Here is a 20,463-nt window from a genome sequence, read left to right on the forward strand (position 1 = left end):
GGGCCGGTCGTACGCCCGGCTGCCGCTTGCCGACGTCTCGCCCTCCGTGCCCGGGCGTCATACCCGGAGGTGAGAGTGACTCATGTCTACCTCCGGGTAATGATTGATGGCGTTCCATGCGTGGGGATAGGTGCCGTTCACCACGCGCGAATGCCGACGTTTCGCCTCGATCAGGGCAGCGCGAGCACGGCCTGGTGTCCGAGATGGTCCGACGCCCAGCGGCCGCCGGGGGTCTGCCGCTTGTTGCCGAAGACCTCACTGGACACCGGCGTCACCGGGCCGCGGACCAGCACCATGTCGATCCGGTGCTCGACGTCGTCGGCCGGCTGGGTCAGGTCGTCGCCCAGGCCGGAGGTGTAGCCCGGGTCGCCGGGGTGCAGGATCGGCCAGGTGTCCACCATTCCGCCGGCGACCAGGGCCAGGTACGCGAGCCGGTTGTTCGGGTCGGGCAGTTCGGGGCCGCTGTTCAGGTCGCCGAGAAGGACCAGGCGGCCGGGCACGCTCAGCGGGCCGCGCAGCAGTTCCTGCGCCTGGAGCAGGCGCACGCCGGGGTGGAACGCCTCCAGGTGGGTGTTGACGAACCGGAAGGTGCGGCCGCCCAGCGCGGCGTCCACCGCCGTCCAGCCGCGGGTGCTCGTGGCGGTGCCGCCGGTGGCGGCGAGCGGGAAGACCAGGTTGTTGACGAAGTGGCCCGACGAGGTGCCGTTCACCGTGATCCGGCCGCCGTGCCGCACCAGGATCACGTCCCGCATGGTCAGCCGGACGTCCCGCAGGTAGGGCGCCCCGGCCGGGGCCTCCAGGTCCGCCTCGTCCTGCGTCACCACCACGTCGTACGGGTGACCGGACTCGGCCAGCTCCGCCATGAGCAGGGCCAGGTAGTCGTACCGGACCTCGGTGGCCGGGGCCGGGTCGCCGAGCGGCCCGGTGCGCCAGAGCGCCACCTCCTGAAGGCCGACCAGGTCGGGCTTGCGCTCGCGGATCTCGTCGGCGATGAGCGCCGCCCGGGCCGGGAAGTCGACCAGGTCCACGTGGTTCAGCAGCGCGGCGTTCGCGGCCAGGAACGCCGGCAGGGTCGGCGCGGCGATCGACGGCGTGAGGTCCCCGCCCAGGTAGAGGTTGCGGGTCAGCACGGCGACCTTGGGTCCGGCTTCCGCGTGTGCCGGCGGGGCGACCAGCCCCAGGCCGGCCACCGCGAGGGCGGCCGCGGTGGCCAGCCTGGCCAGGCGTCGGAGGTGTGCGCGAGAGCTGCCGTCCATGACTGTCGTCCTCTCCGGCGGGATCCGTGGATCCGCGTACGCTAACGCCGGTCCCACCAGCGTGGACACCGCCGTTCGGGCCACCCCCGCCCGGCGGTCAGGCCTGGGGTTGGCCGATGTTCACCATCCAGGACGTGCCGAAACGGTCGACGCACATGCCGAACTCGTCGCCCCACATCTGCTTCTCCAGCGGCATGGTGACGTTGCCGCCCTCGGCGAGCTGCTCCCACCAGCGGCGCAGGTCGTCGGCGTCGTCACCGCTGAGGCTGACCGCCATGGTGGTGCCCGGCGTGAACTCCATCCCGGGCGGGGTGTCGGAGGCCATCAGGGTGAAGCCCTGGTCGGTCTCCAGTTGCGCGTGCATGATCAGGTCGGCCACCTGCGGGTCCGGGTTGCCGAACTCGCCGAAGGTGTTCATCCGCAGGTCGCCGCCGAACACCCGCTGGTAGTGCTCCATCGCCTCGCGGGCGTTGTCGCGGAAGCTCAGGTACGGATTCAGTCGGGACGTCATCTCGCCTCCTCGGTCTCGTGACCTGCGCATCGTCGCAGAGAGACGGGCCGCGGCCTACGAGGCGCGACGGGTGAGTGTGGACGGCAACGGTGGGGGTGGCGCCGTTGCCACCCCCACCGTCTTCCCCGCCGGTGCGCCGTCAGCTCTGCTGGAACGACTGGCGCACCACACCCCCCACCAGGGCGCACCAGGTGGTCGTGCTGACCTTGCCGTTGGTGTCCAGCCCGTGCAGTTCCTGCAGGTCCTGGAGGGCCTTCTTGGGCGGGTGGTCGTACTCGCCGGTGATCGCCACGTCGGCGTAGCCCTTGGAGTTGAGCATGAACTGCACCGCCTGGACCGGGATGCCGGTGGCGTCCTTGTCCAGCTCCGGCGCCAGGGTCTCCCAGGTGGGCGCCGTCAGGGTGGCGTCGATGTCGACCGGGATGCCGTTGCGCGCCTGCCAGTCCTGCACGGCCGCCACGGTGGCGGCGTCGAACACGCCGGTGACCGGGACGGTGTAGCCGCGGAAGGTGAGCAGGTACTGCGCCACCTTCACGACCGGGCCGCCGACGAAGCGCCAGATGTCGGGCCAGCGGCGGGCCGGCACGTCGCCCAGGTCGGTGCCGAGCTTCGCGAAGACCCGCCGGCGCAGCGCGGGGAACTCGCGGTAGAACATGGCGCCCGGGCACTGGGTGGCCCGGAAGTCCCAGTGGCCGAAGATGTCGTGCGCGTGCAGCCCGTACTGCTGGCAGATGGTGGTGCAGAGCTTGACCAGGGAGTCGAGCAGCTCCTGCGGCGGCGTGTCGGTGACGTAGGTGCCCTCGTTCTCGATGCCGATGGCCCGGCCGTTCTCGCCGGGGCAGTGCGCCGAGATCATCTGCCGGTCGCCGGCCTGCAACCGCTCCAGGCTGCCGTGCCGGCCCTCCAGGACGTGGCCGCCCCGGCTGACCGTGAAGTGCTGCCCGGTGTCCGACCACCGGTTCACGTCCAGGTGCAGGTTCTGGCAGTCGCGGGCGAGCTGCTTGGCGTGTTCCTCGGAGTAGTCCGTGCTGTTGGGGAATGCCATGTGGTGCACGATGATCTTGTTGGTCGGGATCGCGCTGATCGACAGCGGGTCCGCCGGTGGGCGGGCGCCCCACTCGTCGCAGCTGATGATCCAGTCGAGGTCCGCGCCCGGCGCGGCCTGCGCGGCGGCCGGGAAGGCGAGTTCGCTCCCGACGACCGCGACCGCGGCGGCGCCGAGGCCGGCCCGCAGCAGGGTGCGGCGGTCCAGCTCGGGGTGGTCGAAGTGCATGGCATCTCCTCGGTGGCCCGACGGGTGTGCGGGCGTGTAAAGGAACTCCAAAAGCTGCGCGCGAAGTGGAGAATATTGCCAGGATCGGTCGGCGCGCCAGAGGACAAATGCGACGACTGTCGATCGCGGGGCCGTCGGTCGGCCCGCCATTCCCACCACCGGAGTAGGCGATGTCACGTCCGGTGGGTGGGACGGTGGGATTCCCGCCGCCGGTCGTCGTGGCAGCCTGGACCCGTGCAGCCGCCTCGCCTGACCGGCGTCCTCGTGCTCGTCGCGGTGCTCGCGGCCGCCACCGTCCTCGGCTGGTGGCGGCGCCGTCGCGACGGCCGGCTGCGTGCCGTGTCCCCGGCCGCCGTCGCGCCGCACCGGGCCGCGCTGGCCGCTCTCGGCGTCCGCCCGGGCGTGGTCACCCTGATCCAGTTCTCCGCCCCGGTCTGCGCGCCCTGCCGGGCCGCCCGCCGGGTGCTCGCGGACGTCGCGGGCCGTGTGGACGGTGTCGCACTCCTGGAGGTCGGCGTCGAGGAGCAGCTCGACCGGGCCCGCGAGCTGGACGTGTGGCGCACCCCGACGGTGCTGCTGGTGGACGGCGACGGCCGGATCGTCCGGCGGGCCTCCGGCGTGCCCGACCGGGCGGACCTGCTCGCCGCGCTCACGCCGCTGACCGCCGGGGCGCGGGCGTGACCGGCGTCCGGCTGATCCGGCGGCGGGTGGTGGACCACGGGCGGCTCGCGGCGAGCCTCTGTGCGCCGGTCGCCACCGCCTGACCGACCCCTTCGCCGCCGAACGGAAGCCCCCATGCTGCTCGACCCTCGCGGGCCGCGGTTCGCCGCCGCCCTCACCACCGTCGTCCTCGCCGTCGCCCTGGTCACCGGCTCCGGCTGGCTCGTCCTGGCCCAGGCCGTCGTCTTCGCGCTGACCGCCGTCCACCCGCGACTCGGCCCGTACGGCCTGCTCTTCCGCGCCCTGGTCGCGCCCCGGCTGGCCCCGCCGGCCGAGCTGGAGCCGGTGGCGCCGGTCCGCTTCGCCCAGCTCGTCGGCCTGGCCTTCGCCACGGTGGGCGCGGCCGGCTGGCTGGCCGGCGTGCCGCTGCTCGGGCTGGTCGCCACCGCGGCGGCGCTCGCCGCCGCGTTCCTCAACGCCGCCTTCGGGCTCTGCCTCGGCTGCGAGGGCTACCTGGCCATCCGCCGCCTCGCCGGCCGCCCCCTGGCCGCCCGGACACCGGCCCGCCCCGGCTGATCTCGTCCCCGCCCAGCTCACCGCCGTTGGAAACGTTTTCGTAACGAGCCCTTGACCTGACCGTCGGGTCGGGCGCAGACTCCCGGAAACGTTTACAGCAGACAGGCGGAGGTGCGGGGCGTGGGTCGTAAACGTTTAAAGGAGTCGGCCGACGGCCGGCCCACCGTCCACACCGTCGCCGCCCGCGCCGGTGTCTCCATCGCCTCCGCCTCCCGCGTGCTCAACGGCGTCGGCGGCAGCCCGGAGACCGTCCGCAAGGTGCGCGAGGCCGCGGCCGAGGTCGGCTACGTGCCCAACGCCATCGCCCGCTCGCTCCAGTCGCAGCGCACCGGCCTCGTCGCGCTCGCCGTCGAGGACATCGGCAACCCGGTGTACGTCGAGATGATGCGCGCCATCGAGTCCGTGGTGGCCGCGTCCGGCCGGCAGCTGCTGGTGCACGCCACCGGCGGGCAGATCGCCAACGAGACCGCCCTGCTGCGCCGGCTGGCCCACCGCTACGTCGACGGGATGATCGTCTCCCCGATCCGGGTCACCGACGACCACCTCGCCGCGCTGGTCGACAGCCCGGTGCCGGTGGTCGTCGTCGGCCAGCTCGCCGCCGACGCGCCCGTGGACAACGTCCGCACCGACTCGCGTACCGGCGTGGGGCTGGCCGTCGACCACCTGGTCGCGGCCGGGCGGCGGCGGATCGGCTTCGTCAACGGCCCGCTGGACACGGTGCCCGGCGCGGCCCGCGACGCCGGCTTCCGGGCCGCCCTCGCCGGGCACGGCATCGCGCTCGATGAGCGCCTCGTCGAGGTCGGCGACTTCCGGTACGAGCCCGGCCGGGCCGCCACCGAGCGCCTCCTCGCCCGCGCCGAGCCCGACGCGCTGGTCTGCGCCAACGACCTCATCGCGGTCGGCGCGCTGCACGCCCTGCTGGCCGCCGGCCGGCGCGTCCCCGAGGACGTGGCGGTCGTCGGCATGGACGACACCGTGCTGGCCCGGATGATGTTCCCCCAGCTCTCCAGCGTCTCCCTCGGCTCGGCCGAGCGCGGTCGCCGCGCCGCCGAACTGCTGCTCCAGCGCATCGCCGACCCGACCCTGCCGCCACGCCGCGAGCAGGTCGCCCCTAGCCTCGCCGTGCGCGCCTCCAGCGCCGCCGCGTCGCTGCCCGCTCCCGCGCCGCGTACCCCGGAGGTGACGGCATGACCACGGTGGCCGAACGGCCCGACGTCGCCCGCGCCGACGGGCCCCGCAGGGCCCGGTCCCGCTCCGACCGGCTCGGCATCTACCTGCTGCTGCTCCCGTCGCTGCTGCCCATCGTGGTGCTGTCGGTGTTCCCGCTGGTGCGCGGCATCTACCTCGGCTTCACCGACGCCCGGGCCGGGCGCCACGTCGAGATCAGCTTCACCGGGCTGGCCAACTACCGGGAACTGCTCGGCGACGAGCTGTTCTGGAACTCGTTCAAGATCGGTCTGCTCTGGGCGGTCGGGGTGACCGTGCTCCAGTTCGTGCTCGCCCTCGGCCTGGCCCTGCTGCTCAACCAGCAGCTGCGCTTCCGCGGGCTGGCCCGGGTGCTGGCCGTGGTGCCCTGGGCGATGCCGCCCGTGGTGGTCGGCATCCTCTGGAAACTGGTCTACCACCCGGACGCCGGCCTGCTGAACGAGTTCTTCCACCGGGTCGGCGCCGACGGGCTGCGCACCAACTGGCTCGGCGACTTCAGCACCGCCCTGGTCGCGGTCATCATCGTCGGCGTCTGGGCCGGCATGCCGCAGACCACCGTCGTGCTCCTGGCCGGGTTGCAGGGCGTGCCGCGCGAGCTGCACGAGGCGGCCGCCGTGGACGGGGCCTCCACCTGGCACCGGTTCCGCAACGTCACGCTGCCCGCCATCGCGCCGGTCGTCGTGGCGATCACCTCGCTCGACTTCATCTGGAACTTCAACTCGTTCGGCCTGGTCTACGTGCTCACCGCGGGTGGGCCGGGCGGCAAGACCATGCTGCCGATGCTCTTCGCCTACGAGGAGGCGTTCCGCTACGGCAACTACGGCTACGCCGCGGCCCTCGGCAACGTCATGGTCGTGATCATCGTCGCGCTGCTCGCGGTCTACCTGCGTCGCCGGTTGAGGGAGGCGAACTGACATGTTCGGAAAGCCGAGCCGCACCGGGCGGACGCTCCAGTACGTCGCGCTCACCGGCTACCTGATCTTCCTCGGGTTCCCGCTGGTCTGGCTGCTGTCCACCGCGTTCAAGCCGCCCCGCGAACTGGTGCAGCTGCACCCCACGCTCATCCCGAGCAACCCCACCGTGCAGAACTTCGTGCAGGCCTTCACCGAGCAGCAGCTCGGCCGGGCCGCGCTGAACAGCCTCCAGGTGTCCCTGGCCTCGGCGGTGCTCACCGTGCTGGTCGCGCTGCCGGCCTCGTACGCCCTCGCGCGGTTCCGGACGAAGCTCGGCACCGTCGCGCTGGGCTGGGTGCTGCTGTCGCAGCTCTTCCCGTTCGTGCTGCTGATCATCCCGATCTTCCTGATCCTGCGGCAGGTCGGCCTGGCCAACACCCACGCCGGACTGGTGCTGATCTACGTGGTCTGGGCGCTGCCGTTCGCCCTGTGGATGCTCCAGGGCTTCGTCCGCAACATCCCGCGGGAGCTGGAGGAGGCGGCCAGCGTCGACGGCGCCACCCGTCTCCAGGTGCTGCGCCGGGTCGTCTTCCCGCTGCTCGCGCCGGGCATCGTGGCCACCGCGCTGTTCTCCTTCATCTCCGCCTGGAACGAGTTCTTCTTCGCCCTCGTGCTGGTCAAGACCCCCGAGCTGGCGACCCTGCCGGTCGCCCTGGCCCGGTTCGTCGGCATCGAGGGCACCGCCCGCCTGGGTCCGCTGGCCGCCGGTTCGCTGCTGGCCACCCTGCCCAGCCTGATCTTCTTCGCGGTCATGCAACGCCGCCTCTCGTCCGGGTCGCTCGCCGGCGCGGTCAAGGGCTGACCACACCCCCAACCACCACCCAAGGAGGAATCCCCCATGCTCCGTAGCAGATTCCGCCGACTCGCCGCGGCCACCGCGGTCGCGGTCGTCGGGCTCGGCGCCCTCACCGCCTGCGGTGACGGCGGCGGCGAGGACGAGAACTCGTCCGGCCCGGCCAAGCTGCGCTTCCTCAGCCTCGCCTGGCAGAAGGAGTCGCTCCAGGCCAACAAGGACCTGGTCGCCAAGTGGAACAGCGAGCACCCGGACATCCAGGTCGAGTACGTCCAGGGTGACTGGAACTCGATCCACGACCAGCTCGTCACCTCGTTCGAGGGCGGCGACGTGGCCGACATCGTGCACTACGAGGCGTCGGCCATCGGCGAGTTCAGCAAGCAGGGCTACCTGGCCGACCTGTCGAAGCTGCTCAGCGACGACTTCAAGGGGCAGATCGACCCGGGCGTCTGGGACACCGCCACGTTCGACGGCAAGGTCACCGGCGTGCCGTTCCTGCTGGAGTCGCAGGTCGTCATCGCCAACAAGAAGCTGCTCGACGCCGCCGGCATCGCGGTGCCGCCGGCCGACGGCGGCTGGACCTGGGACGAGTTCCAGGCCAACGCCCAGAAGCTCACCAAGCCCGGCCAGTACGGCGCGGCCTGGGCGCTCAAGTCGCCCACCAACCGGGTGCTGAACCTGGCGCTGAACTACGACGGCAAGTTCTTCTACACCGAGGGCGGCAAGACCGAGGTCAAGGTCGGCGACGCGGAGAAGGAGGTGCCGAAGCGGATCCACGACATGCTCTACACCAGCAAGTCGGCCTCCCCGGAGGCGCTGGGCATGAGCGGCGCGGACACCCTGCCCGGCTTCTTCGGCGGCAAGTACGCCATGCTGCCCGGCTCGGTCTCGCTGCGCCAGCAGATGGTCGAGCAGGCGCCCGCCGGCTTCGAGTGGGTGACCCTCCCGCCGATCAAGGGCCTCTCCAGCAAGCAGGCCGCCAACCCGCAGACCCTGTCCATCGCCGAGGACAGCAAGCACAAGAAGCAGGCCGCGCAGTTCCTGGAGTGGTTCCTCAACCCGAGCAACATGGCCGCCCTGGCCAAGGGTGACTGGCTGGTGCCCACCGGCAAGCAGGCCAACGAGGAGCTGGTCAAGGCCACCGGGGGCAAGCAGGGCTGGGACGTCGCCGCGGACAGCGCCGCCGACCTGACCGTCGCCCCGTTCCAGAAGGCCGCCGGCTACCCGGAGTGGAAGACGAAGTACGCCACCCCGGCCCTCCAGCAGTACTTCGCCAACAAGATCACCCTGGACCAGCTCGGCACGCAGCTGGTCGACGGTGGCAAGCAGGTTCAGAGGTAACCATGTCACTCTTGCTCGACACGTCGGTCGGATGCCTGGTCGGCGCCGCGGTGGGCGACGCCCTCGGCGGGGCCACCGAGACGGCCCTTCCGGAGCAGATCCGCGCCCGCTTCGGCGGCTGGGTCGAGGGGATCGTCCCCCCGTACCACGCCGACTGGGCCACCGCGCGGCCACTCGCGCCGTACCACAAGGGCGACGGGCACATCACCGACGACACGTTGATGACCCACGCCCTGGTCCGGGCGTACGCGGCCAAGCGGGACCACCTCGACGCGTACGACGTGGTGGAACTGCTCGTCCCCGACCTGATCGAGCGGGTGGTGTACATCCCCGACCTGGAGCGGGAGGGGGTGACCTTCCACCGCCTGGCCGCGGCCGAGCGGTGGTTGGTCACCCGCCTGCACCACGCCCACGCCGACCCGCGCGAGGCGGGCGTGGGCAACATCGTGAACTGCGGCGCCGCCATGTACATGGCCCCGGTCGGCATCGTCAACGCCGGCGACCCGGCCGGGGCGTACGCCGAGGCCGTGGAGATCGCCGGGGCGCACCAGCACAGCTACGGCCGGGAGGCCGCGGCGGCCTTCGCCGCCGCGGTCGCCGCCGCCGCGACCCCCGGCGCGAGCGTCGACGACGTCGTGGCCGCCACCCTCGACCTGGCCCGCGACGGCACCCGCGCCGCCATCGACGCGGTGGTCAAGGAGGCCCGCGGGCACGACGACTGGAAGGCCGCCATCCCGGCGCTGCGCGCCGCCGTGGCCCCCTACGACACGGTGGGGGAGGAGTACCGCAGCCCCGGCCTGGGCGCCCGCCGCCCGAGCCGGCTGCACGCCATCGAGGAGCTGCCGGTGGCGCTGGGCATGCTCGTGGTGGCCGGCGGCGACTACCGGGCGGCCGTGCTCGGCTCGGTCAACTACGGCCGGGACGCCGACTCCACCGCCACCATGGCCGGCGCGATCGCCGGCGCGCTTGGCGGCGCGGCGGCCGTGCCGGCCGAGTGGTCGGAGACGGTCGCCGCGGCGTCCCGCACCGACCTGGTCGAGCCCGCCCGGGTCCTCGCCGGGGTGGCCACCGAGGTGTTCGACCGCGACCGGGAGCGCTTCGCCCGGCGCGCCGAGCGGTTCGGCGGCCTGGCATGACCGCTGCCGGGACACCGGCCCGCGGGCTCCGGCTGACCTGGGTGCAGCCGGAGGACCTGCTGCCGCACGAACTGGCCGCGAGCCGCGACGAGGGCCGCGACGTCACCGCCCTGGCCGACCGCTGGACGGCGGCCGGCGGCGACGTCACGGCCCCGGTCAGCGGGGCCTCGCCGCTCCCGGCCCCGCCGGAACTGCGGGCCCTCGCCGTCGACCTGCTCGACGCCGCCGACGCGCTGCCCGGCCCCGACGGCGCGGACGAGCCCGACGACCTCGACGCGGTCCGCAAGACCTGGCCGGGCGCCTGGGACCTGCCGACCACGGTCGAGCGGGACCGGCTGCACGGGGCCTGGCTCGGCCGGGCGGCCGGCTGCCTGCTCGGCAAGCCGGTGGAGAAGATCCCCCGCCACGGGATCCGGGAGATCCTCGCCGCCACGGGCCGGTGGCCGCTGCGCGACTGGTTCACCGCGCGCGGGCTGCCGGCCGACGTGGCCGCCCGCTGGCCGTGGAACCGGCGCAGCGCGCCGACCAGCCTCGCCGAGAACATCGCCGGCATGCCCGAGGACGACGACCTCAACTTCGCGCTGCTGGCGCTGCGGATCCTGGAGACCCACGGGTCCGGCTTCACCAGCGCCGACGTGGCGCAGGCGTGGCTGGACTGGCTGCCCGCGGGGCGGGTGTTCACGGCCGAGCGGGTCGCCTACCGCAACCTGCTGCTCGGCCTGACCCCGCCGGAGACCGCCCGCCGGCACAACCCGTTCCGGGAGTGGATCGGCGCGCAGATCCGCACCGACGTGTACGGCTGGACCAACCCGGGCCGTCCCGACCGGGCCGCCGAGGCCGCCTGGCGGGACGCCGCCGTGAGCCACGTCCGGGCCGGGGCGTACGGGGCGATCTGGGTGGCGGCCCTGGCCGCGGCCGCGCCGGTGGCCGGCGACATCGACGCCGTGCTGGACGCCGGCGAGTCGGTGCTGCCCCCGGGCAGCCGGTTCACCGCCGCCGTTTGGGAGGCGCGCGCCCTCGGCGCGGGGGGCGACGACTGGGAGAGCATCGTGGACACCCTCTACGCGCGGCACGGCCACCTGCACTGGGTGCACGTCCGCAACAACGCGGCCCTGGTCGCGGCGGCCCTCGCGTACGGGCGGGGCGACCTGGAACGGTCCATCTGCGCGGTGGTCGCCGGTGGCTGGGACACCGACTCCAACGGCGCCACCGTCGGCGCGGTCACCGGGGCGCTCACCGGCGCCGGTCGGCTGCCGGGGCGCTGGGTCGCGCCGCTGCGCAACCGGCTGGCCAGCAGCATCGCCGGCTTCGACGGCATCGGCTTCGACGAGCTGGCCGACCGTACCCTCGCCCTGGCCCACGGGAACCGGGCATGAGCGCCCGGGTGGTGGTGGTCGGCAGCGCCAACCTGGACCTGGTGGTCACCGCGCCGCAGCTGCCGCGGCCCGGTGAGACCGTGCTCGGCGACGACTTCCGGATGGTGCCCGGCGGCAAGGGCGCCAACCAGGCGGTCGCCGCGGCCCGCGCCGGCGCGGAGTGCGCGTTCGTGGGCGCGGTCGGCGGCGACGGGTTCGGCGCGCTGCTGCGGGACAACCTGGCCGGCGCCGGTGTCGACCTGCGCGGCCTGCGCACCGTCGACGGGCCGTCCGGGGTCGCGCTGATCGCCGTGGACCACGCGGCGGAGAACTGCATCGTGGTCGCGCCCGGCGCGAACGCCGCGCTGACGCTGCACGACGCCGACCGGGAGGCGATGGCCGGGGCCGGCGTGCTGCTGCTGCAACTGGAGGTGCCCCTGGCGGAGGTCACCCGGGCCGCCGGCTGGGCCCGTGCCGGCGGCGCCGCCGTGGTGCTCAACGCCGCCCCGGCCCGGCCGCTGCCGGCCGAACTGCTCGACCTCGTCGACGTGCTGGTGGTCAACGAGCACGAGGCCGCCGTCGTGGCCGGGGTGTTCACCGACGAGCCGGCGGCGCTGCTCGACACCCTGGTCGGCCTCGTGCCCCGGGTGGTGCTCACCCTCGGCGCGCGCGGCGCCGCCTACGCCGACCGCGACGGCGCCCGGATCGAGGTGCCGGCCCCGAAGATCGACGCGGTGGACACCACGGCCGCCGGCGACGCGTTCACCGGCGCGCTCGCGGTCGCCCTGGCCGAGCGCGGCGGTCTCACCGGGGACACCGCCACGGCCGTGCTGCGCTGGGCGTGCGCCGCCGGCGCGGCCTGCGCCGAGCGCCCCGGCGCCTCCACCGCCCTGCCCGAGCGGGCCGCCATCGACGCGCTGTCCGCCGCCACCTACGGAGAGGTCGAGTGAGCTTCAACCCGTACGTGCCCCGGCCGATCGACCGGCCCACCGAGGTGCCGCTCGGCGCGCACACCGACCTGACCACCCTGGACGAGGCGAAGATCTTCGCCGCCCCCGACGACCCCGCCGACTGGCCGGCGTGGCGGGAGCAGCTCACCCGGTGGCGGGCCGACGCCCGCGCCCGGCTCGCCTACACCGGCGCGCACTACGAGGAGATCGCCGGGGACTGCTTCACCGTCTGCCTGGCCTGGCTGTGGGACGAGACGCTCTACGACCACGACCGCGGCGAGTTCACGGTCGCGGCGTTCCTCGACGCGGCACGGCGCGACTTCGGCGGCTTCGACGGGGTGGTGCTCTGGCACGCGTACCCGGTGATCGGGCTGGACGAGCGCAACCAGTTCGACTGGTACCGCGACGTGCCCGAGCTGCCCGAGGTGGTCCGCGCGTTCCAGGCCGCCGGGGTCCGGGTGTTCGTCGACTACAACCCGTGGGACACCGGCACGCGGCGCGAGCCCGGCGCCGACGCCGAGGAGGTCGCGGCGCTGGCCGACCGGCTCGGCGTCGACGGCGTCTTCCTGGACACCCTCAAGGAGGGCGCCGGCGAGCTGCGCAAGGCCCTCGACGCGGTCCGCCCCGGCCTGGTCCTGGAGGGGGAGAGCCGGGTGCCGCTGGCCCGGATCGAGGACCACGCCATGTCCTGGGCGCAGTGGTTCGCCGACTCGGACACCCCCGGCGTGCTGCGGGCCAAGTGGTTCGAGCGCCGGCACGTCCTGCACCACACCCGCCGCTGGCACCGCGACCACCTGGACGAGCTGCACTCGGCCTGGCTCAACGGCTGCGGCGTGCTGGTCTGGGAGAGCGTCTTCGGCGTCTGGGTCGGCTGGAACGAGCGGGACCGGGCCGTGCTGCGGGCCATGCGCCGGGTCCAGGCCAGCCACACCGCGTGGCTGCGCGCCGAGGACTGGGTCCCGCTCGCCGACCACCCCGGCGCCGGCCAGGTGTACGCGTCCCGCTGGACCCACGATGACCAGCCGCTGTGGACGGTGGTCAACCGCGGCGCCGACCACGACGGCCCGTGGCTGCTCACCGACCGCCGACCGGGGCGCTTCGTCGACCTGGTCACCGGCGCCGAGCTGGCCGTCACCGAACTGGAGGACGGCCGGGTCGCGGTCGGCGGGCCGCTGCCCGCCGGGGCGATCGCCGCCGTGGTCGCCACCGACACCCCGGTGCCCCGGCACGAACCGCCGACCGGCGACCCGTCCTTCCCGGCCCGCGCCGCCGTGCGCGCCCGCACCCCGTGGTCGCCTCTGGCCGCCCTGCCCGACGGCATGGTCACCGTGGCCGGTGGCCGGCACGACCTGACCGTCCACCACCGGGTCCGGGAGACCGGCCTCTACGGCGAGGCCCCCTACGTCGACGAGTGGAAGCCGCTGCCGCCGCGCCTGCACCACACCGGCACGCTGCGCCGCCCGGTCCGGCTCGGCCGCTTCGCCATCGACACCCACGAGGTCACCCACGGCCAGTACGCGCGCTTCCTCGCCGCCACCGGCTACCGGCCCGTCCGGGCCGAGCGGTTCACGGCCGGGCAGGGCCCCGCCGACGCCCCGGTCACCGGGGTCGACCTCGCCGACGCCCGCGCGTACGCCGACTGGGCCGGGCTGCGGCTGCCCACCGAGGACGAGTGGCAGGTGGCCGCCGAGGCGGGCCTGCTGGCCCGGCGGGAACCCCTGGTCTGGAACCTGACCGAGAGCGAGCACTCCGACGGGCGGACCCGCTTCGTCATCCTCAAGGGCGGCTGCGCCTACCGGGCGGAGGGCTCCGACTGGTATCTCGACGGCGGCCCGCAGCCGCCCGACGTGTCGGTGAAGCTGCTGCTCACCGGCGCCGGCCTGACCCGCTCCACCTCGATCGGCTTCCGCTGCGCCGCCGACCTGCCGGAGGCGGCGCGATGACCGCCCCGCTGCACGGCGTCAAGGTCGTCGACCTGGCCACCCTGTTCGCCGGCCCGCTGGCCGCCGCGTTCCTCGGCGACTTCGGCGCGGACGTGGTCAAGGTGGAGCATCCCGCGAAGCCGGACCCGTCCCGCGGGCACGGCCCCGCCAAGGACGGCGTCGGCCTGTGGTGGAAGGTGCTCGGCCGCAACAAGCGGACCGTCACGCTCAACCTGTCCGACCCGCAGGGGGCGGACCTGCTGCGCCGGCTGCTCGCCGACGCCGACGTGCTGGTGGAGAACTTCCGCCCCGGCACCCTGGAGCGCTGGGGTCTCGGCCCGGACGAGCTGCACGCCGTCAACCCGCGGCTGGTGATCGCCCGGATCAGCGGCTTCGGGCAGGTCGGCCCGTACGCGCCCCGGCCCGGGTTCGGCACCCTGGCCGAGGCGATGAGCGGCTTCGCGGCGGCCACCGGGGAGCCCGACGGTCCGCCGACCCTGCCCCCGTTCGGGCTGGCCGACTCGGTCACCGCGCTCGCCGCCGCGTACGCGGTCATGCTGGCCCTGCGCGGCCGCGACCTGACCGGCCGGGGCCAGGTCGTCGACCTCGCCATCATCGAACCGATCATGGCGATGCTCGGCCCGCAGATCACCTGGTACGACCAGCTCGGCTACGTCCAGCCCCGGCTGGGCAACCGGTCCAACAACAACGCGCCCCGCAACACCTACCGGTGCGCCGACGGGCGGTGGGTGGCCGTGTCCACCAGCGCGCAGAGCATCGCCGAGCGGGTGGTCCGGCTCGTCGGCCGCCCCGACCTGGTGGACGAGCCGTGGTTCGCCACCGGCAGTGGCCGGGCCGCGCACGCCGACGAACTCGACGCGGCGGTGGGCGGCTGGGTGGCGAAGCGGGACCGCGACGAGGTGGTGGCCGCGTTCGAGGCCGCCCAGGCCGCCGTGGCCCCCGTCTACGACGTGCGGGACATCCTCGCCGACCCGCAGTACGCGGCGCTCGGCACCGTGGTCACCGTCCCCGACGAGGAGCTGGGGGAGGTACGCATGCAGAACGTGCCCTTCCGCATGTCGGACAGCCCGGGGGAGATCCGGCACGCCGGCCGCCGCCACGGCCAGGACACCGACGCCGTGTTCGGCGCGCTCGGGCTGACCGGCGACGAACTGGCCGCGCTGCGGGAGCGCGGGGTGATCTGATGCTGCTCACCCTGCTCTACGTGCCCGGCGACCGGCCCGACCGGTTCGCCAAGGCGGTCGCCGCCGGCGCCGACGCGGTCATCCTCGACCTGGAGGACGCCGTCGTGGCCGGCCGCAAGGCGTACGCCCGGGACGCCGTCGCCGATTTCCTGGCCGACCCGCAGCCGCTGCCCGTGCAGGTCCGGGTCAACGAGCTGACCGGCCCCGACGTCGCCGCCGACCTGGCCGCCGTCGCCGGGCGGCCGGGGCTGGCCGGGCTGCGCCTGCCCAAGGTGGAGTCCCCGTCGACCGTCGCCGCCGTGGCCGCGCGTGCCGACACCCCGCTGCACCCGCTGGTCGAGTCGGCCGTCGGGCTGGAGTCCGCGTACGCCATCGCCGCCGCCCACCCGGCGGTGGCCTCGCTCGGGCTCGGCGAGGCCGACCTCCGCTCCGACCTGGGCGTCGCCGACGACGACGGCCTGCTCTGGGCCCGCGGCCGGATCGTGGTCGCGGCCCGCGCGGCCGGCCTGCCGCCGCCGGCCATGTCGGTGTACGCCGACGTCACCGACCTCGACGGCCTGGCCGCCTCCTGCGCGGCCGGCCGGCGGCTCGGCTTCCTCGGCCGGGCCGCCATCCACCCGCGCCAGCTGCCGGTGATCGCCGCCGCGTTCCGCCCCGCCGACCGGGAGGTGGACCGGGCCCGGGAACTGCTCGCCGCGCTCGCCGACGCGCAGACCCGCGACTCCGGCACCGTGGTGCTGCCCGACGGCCGGTTCGCCGACCGGGCCATGGTGGCGGCCGCCCGCCGGGTCGTCGACCTCGCCGCCCGCTACGCCGCCTGACCGCGCCGTCCCGCCGTCCGCTGCTCCGCCTGATCGGTCGGTCCTTCGCCGTCCGTGGCTCCGCCTGACCCGGCGGCCTCCGCCGTCCGCACGATCGCCGGATGCCGGGCCGGCGCCGCCGCCCGTACGCTGGCCCGGGCCGGCAGGGGAGCGGGGGAGCGGCATGGGGGATCGGGCACGGCTGGACCGGCGCAGCCTGCTCGCGGCCGCCGGTGGCCTCGCGGTCGCCGGGATCGGCGTACCCGTGGGCCTGGCCGCCACCGGCGACCCGCCGCCGGTCGCCCGCGGACGGCGGCCGATCAGCATGGCCATGCACCTGCACGCCTCGTTCAGCGAGGGCGTCGCCAGCTACGCCGCCCACCTCGACCAGGCCCGACGCAACGCCGTCGACGTGATCTGGTGGACCGACCACGACTTCCGGGTGGCCGCCCACGACCACCGCCGCGTCGTCCACTTCGACGGGCCCGAGGAAACCGAGGGCGGGCTCGCGTGGACCTGGAAGGAGTCCACCGAGGGCGCGCTCACCGCCTCCGCCGCCGACTTCGTGCCCGCCCCCGCCGGCGACCCGGGCCGCGCGCTGCGGCTCACCGCCGCCGGCGCCGGCACCCTCTGGTACGCCGGCACGGCGTGGAACTGGACGCACACCGGGAACATCTCCGACACCACCCTGCACCTCGACGTGCTGCCCGAGACCGCCGGCCCTAATGCCACCCTGATCGTCGAGATCGCGCTGTCCCACCACCCGGCCGGCGCGGGCCGCCCCGCCGGCCAGCTCGTGCTCCGCTACCGCCTGGGCGCGGCGACCGAAACCCGGCACCGGGCCGACGGCCGGCACGGCACCGTCGACCTGCCCGCCCCGGCGGGCGCCTGGCGGCGGCACACCCTCGACCTGCTGGCCGACGTGCGGCGGCTCTGGCCGGACCTGGTGGCCGGCGACAACTCGCTGCGCGGACTGCGCCTCGGGGTGCAGGTCGCGGGCGGCGCGCGCGGCGCGTACGTGGTCGACCGCCTGGTCTTCGACCGGGCCCGGCGCGCCGGGCAGGCCGGCGAGGAACTGCGCGCCGAGGTGCTGCGCGGCTACGCCGGGGCGTACCCGGGCGTGACCCACCACCGCGCCTACGAGGTGTCGATGGTCCGGCACCTCAACTGGTTCGGCGGCGACCAGACGCTGCCCCGCTTCCCGTCCCCGCCGTACCGGGACAACGACGTCGGGGCCACCGAACGGATGGTCGAGTTCCTGCACGGCCACGGCGGGGTGGTCTGCTGGAACCACCCGCTCGACGTGGAACGCCGCGAGTCCCTCGCGCGGCTGCTGGTGGAGCGGCACGCCCTCGGTGCCGACCTGATCGAGATCGGTCGTGAACCGGTCGACGACCACCTCTGGGCGTACGACGTGGCGGCCCGCAACGCCGTCCCGGTCACCGCGGTCGGGGTGACCGACGACCACGACGGCACCGACTGGCGGGCCGGGCGGGACCGGCACGTCACGTACGTCTGGGCGGCCTCCACGGGCCGCGACGACCTGGTGGCGGCGCTGCGGGCCGGCCAGGCCTGGTTCACCGACCTGGCCCGCTACCGGGGCGCCCTCGACCTGGAGATCGGCGGCCGCAGCGCGATGGGCGCCGTGCTGACCACCGACGCCGGCGAGCTGACCGTGCGGCTGCGCGCCACCGACCTGCCGGCCGGCGCAACCCTGGAGGTGGTGACCGGTGCCGTCGACCTGGCCGGCGTCGCCGACCCGACCCCGGCGATCGGGATCGGACAGGTGCCCTGGCGCCAGCTCCGGCAGGGCTGGCACGACCTGCCGGTTTCGCCCGGTGCGGGCACGTACCTGCGGACCCAGGTCCGGGGGCGGGACGGCGTGATCATCGGGGCCGGTAACCCGGTCTGGCTGCTGCGCCAGCCCCCACCCCGCGGCATCCCGCCCGCCCGCCGCTTCTGACCGTGCCGGCCGCCCACCTCCTACGTCAGGGATCCCGCCCGCTGACACCGGGAACGGAGATCTTGGCGAGTTGCCGTTCGCTGCTGACGGGAACACTCCAAGACGTGGCCCGCGTGACACGCCAGGCGTGAAGTGCGGGGGAGCGGGTACGCGCGCGGCCGGGAGGCGGGCGCCTCCGGGATCGAGGGGACCATGGCAGCCGCCGCCGTCATCGCGCTGGTCATCGTCATCGCGCTCGTGGTGCTCGTGGCCTCGCTGAGCGTCCGGCTGGTGCAGCAGTACCAGCGTGGCGTCGTGTTCCGCTTCGGCCGGGTGCTGGAGCGCATCCGCCAGCCCGGCTTCCAGCTCATCATCCCGGTCGCCGACCGGATGGTGCGGGTGAGCATGCAGACCACGGTGATCGGGGTGCCCGCGCAGGGCGTGATCACCCGCGACAACGTCACGCTCACCGTGGACGCGGTCGTCTACTACCGGGTGGTCGACCCGGTGAAGGTGCTGGTCAACGTCCGCGACTACCCGTCGGCGGTGCTCCAGGTCGCGCAGACCGCGCTGCGGTCGGTGATCGGCAAGGCCGACCTGGACACCCTGCTGCGCGACCGGGACCGCATCAACGCGGAGCTCAAGTCGGTCATCGATGCGCCCACCGAGAAGCCCTGGGGCCTGCTCATCGAGCGGGTGGAGGTCAAGGACGTGTCGCTGCCCGAGGGGATGAAGCGGTCGATGTCCCGGCAGGCCGAGGCGGAACGGGAACGCCGGGCCCGCGTGATCGCCGCGGACGGCGAGTACCAGGCGTCCCGGCGGCTCGCCGACGCCTCCCGGGCCATGGCGAACACGCCGGGGGCGTACCAGCTGCGGCTGCTCCAGACGGTGGTGGACGTGGCGGCGGAGAAGAACAGCACCCTGGTCATGCCGTTCCCGGTCGAGCTGCTGCGCTTCTTCGACCGGCTCGCCGGCGGGGAGGGCGAGCGGGGCCGTCCGGCGGGGCAGGCGGGGCAGGGCCCTGCGGAGCAGGCCGCGCGCGGCCCGGTGGAGCAGGCCACGCCGGTCGGGCCGACGCTCGGGCCGGTCACCGAGAACGTCGCGGCGGCCGCCGCCGACGGGGACGGGCGCCGACCCGCGCGGTGACGCGCGCGTGCATATACCGATAGCCGGTATATGCTCACGGGCATGACCGACAGTCCCCTGCGGGAACCCACGTTCCTGGTCCTCACCGCGCTCGCCGAGACACCCCGGCACGGCTACGCGGTCATCGAGGACGTGCTGCGCATCTCCGACGGCCGGGTGCGGCTGCGCGCCGGCACCCTCTACGCCGTCCTCGACCGGCTGCGCGCCGACGGCCTCATCGAGGTCGACCGCGAGGAGGTGGTGCAGTCCCGGCTGCGCCGCTACTACCGGCTCACCGCGCTGGGCGCCACCCGGCTCGCCGACGAGGTGGCCCGGCTGCGCCGCAACGCCGACACCGCCGGCCGCCGGCTGCGCGCCGCCGGCCTGCTGCCCGGGGGAGGGGTGGCGTGAGCGCCGCCGAGCTGGAGCGCCGCTACCGCCGGCTGCTCGCCGTCCACCCGTGGGAACACCGCCGGACGTACGAGGAGGAGATGATCGCCGTCCTCCTGGCCGACGCGCGGCCGGGGCAGACCCGGCCCGGGTTCCGGGACGCGGTGGACCTGGTCGGCGCCGGCCTGCGGGCCCGGTTGCGGGTGGGCGCACGGGGGTTCACCGAGCCGGCCTGGGCCGACGCCGCCGCCGTCACCGGCTTGCTGACCGCGTTGATCCTGCTGGCGGTGGCTGCCAAGGATCTCGCCGAGCGCCTCGTGCCGAATCCGGACGTTCTGCCGTACTTCCAGCCGATCGGCGCCGACGCGCTCGACTGGTTGCGGGTGGCGGGCTGGCTCGTGGTCGCCGTTGCCGCGCTGATCGGGTTTCGCCCGGCGGCCGCCGGCCTGGCCTGGGCGGGCGTCGTCGCCTGGGCGGTGCTGGTCGGGCCGGGCCTCGTCGACCAGCCCGGGTACGTCGTCGGCACCCTCCCGCAGGCCGCGCTCGCCGTGGTGACCGCCGCCACGCTCACCGTGCCCGCCGCCCCCCGCCGTGCGGTGGCCGTGCTCGGGGCCCGCCGGCTGGTGGTGCTTGCTCTCGCCCCGCTGGGAGTCGCCGCCGTGCTCGAACTGAGCCGCCTCGGCGGTGCGAGCACGGATCTCGTCGGCCCCGTGCCGGTGTACGTCTTCTACGGCCTGCTGGAGGCGCGTAGCCCGACTCTGCTCTGGCTCCTTGTAGCGGCGTTCGCCACCGCCGTTCTGGCCATACCGGTCAGCCTGGCGACGCTGGCCTCGCCGGTCCGTTCGCGGATCCTTGTCGCCCTGAGTCCGCTGGCGATGCTCGCAATGGTCATGGACGGCATGGGCACCTGGCCCGGATCGGTCGTTCCGCTTCTGCCCCAGGAGGTGGCCCTGCTGGTCCTCGCCCCCGCCGCCACCTTCCTCGGCGGCGCGGTCCTCATCCGCCGCCGCGAGGAGACGCGGCGCCTGGTGGCGCTGGGCCGGGCCGCCGACCGGGAACGCTGAGCGCT

Annotated in this window: 19 protein-coding genes; 16 read left to right on the forward strand and 3 right to left on the reverse strand. The window is 74.6% G+C overall.

Annotated features, from left to right (window positions below; all coding sequences use genetic code 11):
* Positions 1 to 170: 170 nt before the first annotated feature.
* The 3 genes from FXF50_RS03035 to FXF50_RS03045 all read right to left on the reverse strand — a co-directional run bounded on the left by FXF50_RS03035 (position 171) and on the right by FXF50_RS03045 (position 3,040).
* The gene (locus tag FXF50_RS03035) at positions 171 to 1,256 is read right to left on the reverse strand and encodes an endonuclease/exonuclease/phosphatase family protein (protein ID WP_148425626.1); all 1,086 of its coding nucleotides are present in this window, start codon (positions 1,254 to 1,256) and stop codon (positions 171 to 173) included.
* A 97-nt stretch (positions 1,257 to 1,353) separates the two neighbouring features.
* Positions 1,354 to 1,767, reverse strand: coding sequence for a VOC family protein (locus FXF50_RS03040; protein WP_148425627.1), 414 nt, complete (start codon positions 1,765 to 1,767; stop codon positions 1,354 to 1,356).
* A gap of 139 nt (positions 1,768 to 1,906) precedes the next feature.
* Positions 1,907 to 3,040, reverse strand: a complete 1,134-nt coding sequence (locus tag FXF50_RS03045) for an N-acetylmuramoyl-L-alanine amidase (RefSeq protein WP_148425628.1) — start codon at positions 3,038 to 3,040, stop codon at positions 1,907 to 1,909.
* A gap of 234 nt (positions 3,041 to 3,274) precedes the next feature.
* On the opposite strand from FXF50_RS03045, the gene FXF50_RS03050 reads away from it, so the two are divergent.
* The 16 genes from FXF50_RS03050 to FXF50_RS03125 all read left to right on the forward strand — a co-directional run bounded on the left by FXF50_RS03050 (position 3,275) and on the right by FXF50_RS03125 (position 20,458).
* The gene (locus FXF50_RS03050) at positions 3,275 to 3,721 is read left to right on the forward strand and encodes a thioredoxin family protein (RefSeq protein WP_255509854.1); all 447 of its coding nucleotides are present in this window, start codon (positions 3,275 to 3,277) and stop codon (positions 3,719 to 3,721) included.
* A gap of 114 nt (positions 3,722 to 3,835) precedes the next feature.
* Complete coding sequence (locus FXF50_RS03055; protein ID WP_148425629.1) at positions 3,836 to 4,276, forward strand: DUF4395 domain-containing protein; 441 nt, start codon at positions 3,836 to 3,838, stop codon at positions 4,274 to 4,276.
* Positions 4,277 to 4,396: 120 nt separating this feature from the next.
* On the forward strand, positions 4,397 to 5,467 hold the full coding sequence (locus tag FXF50_RS03060; protein WP_148425630.1) for a LacI family DNA-binding transcriptional regulator: 1,071 nt from the start codon (positions 4,397 to 4,399) through the stop codon (positions 5,465 to 5,467).
* Complete coding sequence (locus tag FXF50_RS03065; protein WP_148425631.1) at positions 5,464 to 6,396, forward strand: carbohydrate ABC transporter permease; 933 nt, start codon at positions 5,464 to 5,466, stop codon at positions 6,394 to 6,396. The genes FXF50_RS03060 and FXF50_RS03065 overlap by 4 nt, the downstream gene beginning before the upstream one ends.
* 1 nt (position 6,397) lies before the next feature.
* The gene (locus FXF50_RS03070) at positions 6,398 to 7,237 is read left to right on the forward strand and encodes a carbohydrate ABC transporter permease (protein WP_091306463.1); all 840 of its coding nucleotides are present in this window, start codon (positions 6,398 to 6,400) and stop codon (positions 7,235 to 7,237) included.
* A gap of 36 nt (positions 7,238 to 7,273) precedes the next feature.
* Positions 7,274 to 8,569 (forward strand): ABC transporter substrate-binding protein, encoded by a 1,296-nt coding sequence (locus tag FXF50_RS03075; RefSeq protein ID WP_148425632.1) that lies wholly within the window; start codon positions 7,274 to 7,276, stop codon positions 8,567 to 8,569.
* Positions 8,570 to 8,571: 2 nt separating this feature from the next.
* On the forward strand, positions 8,572 to 9,705 hold the full coding sequence (locus FXF50_RS03080) for an ADP-ribosylglycohydrolase family protein (protein WP_148425633.1): 1,134 nt from the start codon (positions 8,572 to 8,574) through the stop codon (positions 9,703 to 9,705).
* The gene (locus FXF50_RS03085) at positions 9,702 to 11,081 is read left to right on the forward strand and encodes an ADP-ribosylglycohydrolase family protein (RefSeq protein WP_148425634.1); all 1,380 of its coding nucleotides are present in this window, start codon (positions 9,702 to 9,704) and stop codon (positions 11,079 to 11,081) included. Before FXF50_RS03080 ends, FXF50_RS03085 begins: the two co-directional genes overlap by 4 nt.
* Complete coding sequence (locus tag FXF50_RS03090; protein WP_148425635.1) at positions 11,078 to 12,010, forward strand: ribokinase; 933 nt, start codon at positions 11,078 to 11,080, stop codon at positions 12,008 to 12,010. Before FXF50_RS03085 ends, FXF50_RS03090 begins: the two co-directional genes overlap by 4 nt.
* Positions 12,007 to 13,953: an SUMF1/EgtB/PvdO family nonheme iron enzyme gene (locus FXF50_RS03095; protein WP_148425636.1), complete on the forward strand. Its 1,947-nt coding sequence runs from the start codon at positions 12,007 to 12,009 to the stop codon at positions 13,951 to 13,953. Before FXF50_RS03090 ends, FXF50_RS03095 begins: the two co-directional genes overlap by 4 nt.
* Complete coding sequence (locus tag FXF50_RS03100) at positions 13,950 to 15,137, forward strand: CaiB/BaiF CoA-transferase family protein (protein WP_148425637.1); 1,188 nt, start codon at positions 13,950 to 13,952, stop codon at positions 15,135 to 15,137. Before FXF50_RS03095 ends, FXF50_RS03100 begins: the two co-directional genes overlap by 4 nt.
* Positions 15,137 to 15,958, forward strand: coding sequence for a CoA ester lyase (locus FXF50_RS03105; RefSeq protein ID WP_148425638.1), 822 nt, complete (start codon positions 15,137 to 15,139; stop codon positions 15,956 to 15,958). The genes FXF50_RS03100 and FXF50_RS03105 overlap by 1 nt, the downstream gene beginning before the upstream one ends.
* Positions 15,959 to 16,121: 163 nt before the next feature.
* Positions 16,122 to 17,900, forward strand: coding sequence for a hypothetical protein (locus FXF50_RS03110; RefSeq protein ID WP_148425639.1), 1,779 nt, complete (start codon positions 16,122 to 16,124; stop codon positions 17,898 to 17,900).
* A 192-nt stretch (positions 17,901 to 18,092) separates the two neighbouring features.
* Positions 18,093 to 19,025, forward strand: coding sequence for an SPFH domain-containing protein (locus tag FXF50_RS03115; RefSeq protein WP_148425640.1), 933 nt, complete (start codon positions 18,093 to 18,095; stop codon positions 19,023 to 19,025).
* Positions 19,026 to 19,067: 42 nt separating this feature from the next.
* A complete protein-coding gene (locus FXF50_RS03120) occupies positions 19,068 to 19,415 on the forward strand; it encodes a PadR family transcriptional regulator (protein ID WP_148425641.1) in 348 nt (115 codons plus the stop codon).
* Entirely contained in the window at positions 19,412 to 20,458 is a 1,047-nt protein-coding gene (locus FXF50_RS03125; protein ID WP_148425642.1) for a hypothetical protein, read from the forward strand. Before FXF50_RS03120 ends, FXF50_RS03125 begins: the two co-directional genes overlap by 4 nt.
* Positions 20,459 to 20,463: the final 5 nt, after the last annotated feature.

It is taken from the genome of Micromonospora sp. AP08 (genome assembly GCF_008085935.1).
Lineage (GTDB): Bacteria > Actinomycetota > Actinomycetes > Mycobacteriales > Micromonosporaceae > Micromonospora > Micromonospora chersina.

Coding starts and splice junctions, on each gene's coding strand:
- FXF50_RS03035 (WP_148425626.1), bottom strand. CDS start 1,256: ATGGACGGCAGCTCTCGCGCACACCTCCGACGCCTGGCCAGGCTGGCC.
- FXF50_RS03040 (WP_148425627.1), bottom strand. CDS start 1,767: ATGACGTCCCGACTGAATCCGTACCTGAGCTTCCGCGACAACGCCCGC.
- FXF50_RS03045 (WP_148425628.1), bottom strand. CDS start 3,040: ATGCACTTCGACCACCCCGAGCTGGACCGCCGCACCCTGCTGCGGGCC.
- FXF50_RS03055 (WP_148425629.1), top strand. CDS start 3,836: ATGCTGCTCGACCCTCGCGGGCCGCGGTTCGCCGCCGCCCTCACCACC.
- FXF50_RS03065 (WP_148425631.1), top strand. CDS start 5,464: ATGACCACGGTGGCCGAACGGCCCGACGTCGCCCGCGCCGACGGGCCC.
- FXF50_RS03070 (WP_091306463.1), top strand. CDS start 6,398: ATGTTCGGAAAGCCGAGCCGCACCGGGCGGACGCTCCAGTACGTCGCG.
- FXF50_RS03075 (WP_148425632.1), top strand. CDS start 7,274: ATGCTCCGTAGCAGATTCCGCCGACTCGCCGCGGCCACCGCGGTCGCG.
- FXF50_RS03080 (WP_148425633.1), top strand. CDS start 8,572: ATGTCACTCTTGCTCGACACGTCGGTCGGATGCCTGGTCGGCGCCGCG.
- FXF50_RS03085 (WP_148425634.1), top strand. CDS start 9,702: ATGACCGCTGCCGGGACACCGGCCCGCGGGCTCCGGCTGACCTGGGTG.
- FXF50_RS03090 (WP_148425635.1), top strand. CDS start 11,078: ATGAGCGCCCGGGTGGTGGTGGTCGGCAGCGCCAACCTGGACCTGGTG.
- FXF50_RS03100 (WP_148425637.1), top strand. CDS start 13,950: ATGACCGCCCCGCTGCACGGCGTCAAGGTCGTCGACCTGGCCACCCTG.
- FXF50_RS03105 (WP_148425638.1), top strand. CDS start 15,137: ATGCTGCTCACCCTGCTCTACGTGCCCGGCGACCGGCCCGACCGGTTC.
- FXF50_RS03110 (WP_148425639.1), top strand. CDS start 16,122: ATGGGGGATCGGGCACGGCTGGACCGGCGCAGCCTGCTCGCGGCCGCC.
- FXF50_RS03115 (WP_148425640.1), top strand. CDS start 18,093: ATGGCAGCCGCCGCCGTCATCGCGCTGGTCATCGTCATCGCGCTCGTG.
- FXF50_RS03120 (WP_148425641.1), top strand. CDS start 19,068: ATGACCGACAGTCCCCTGCGGGAACCCACGTTCCTGGTCCTCACCGCG.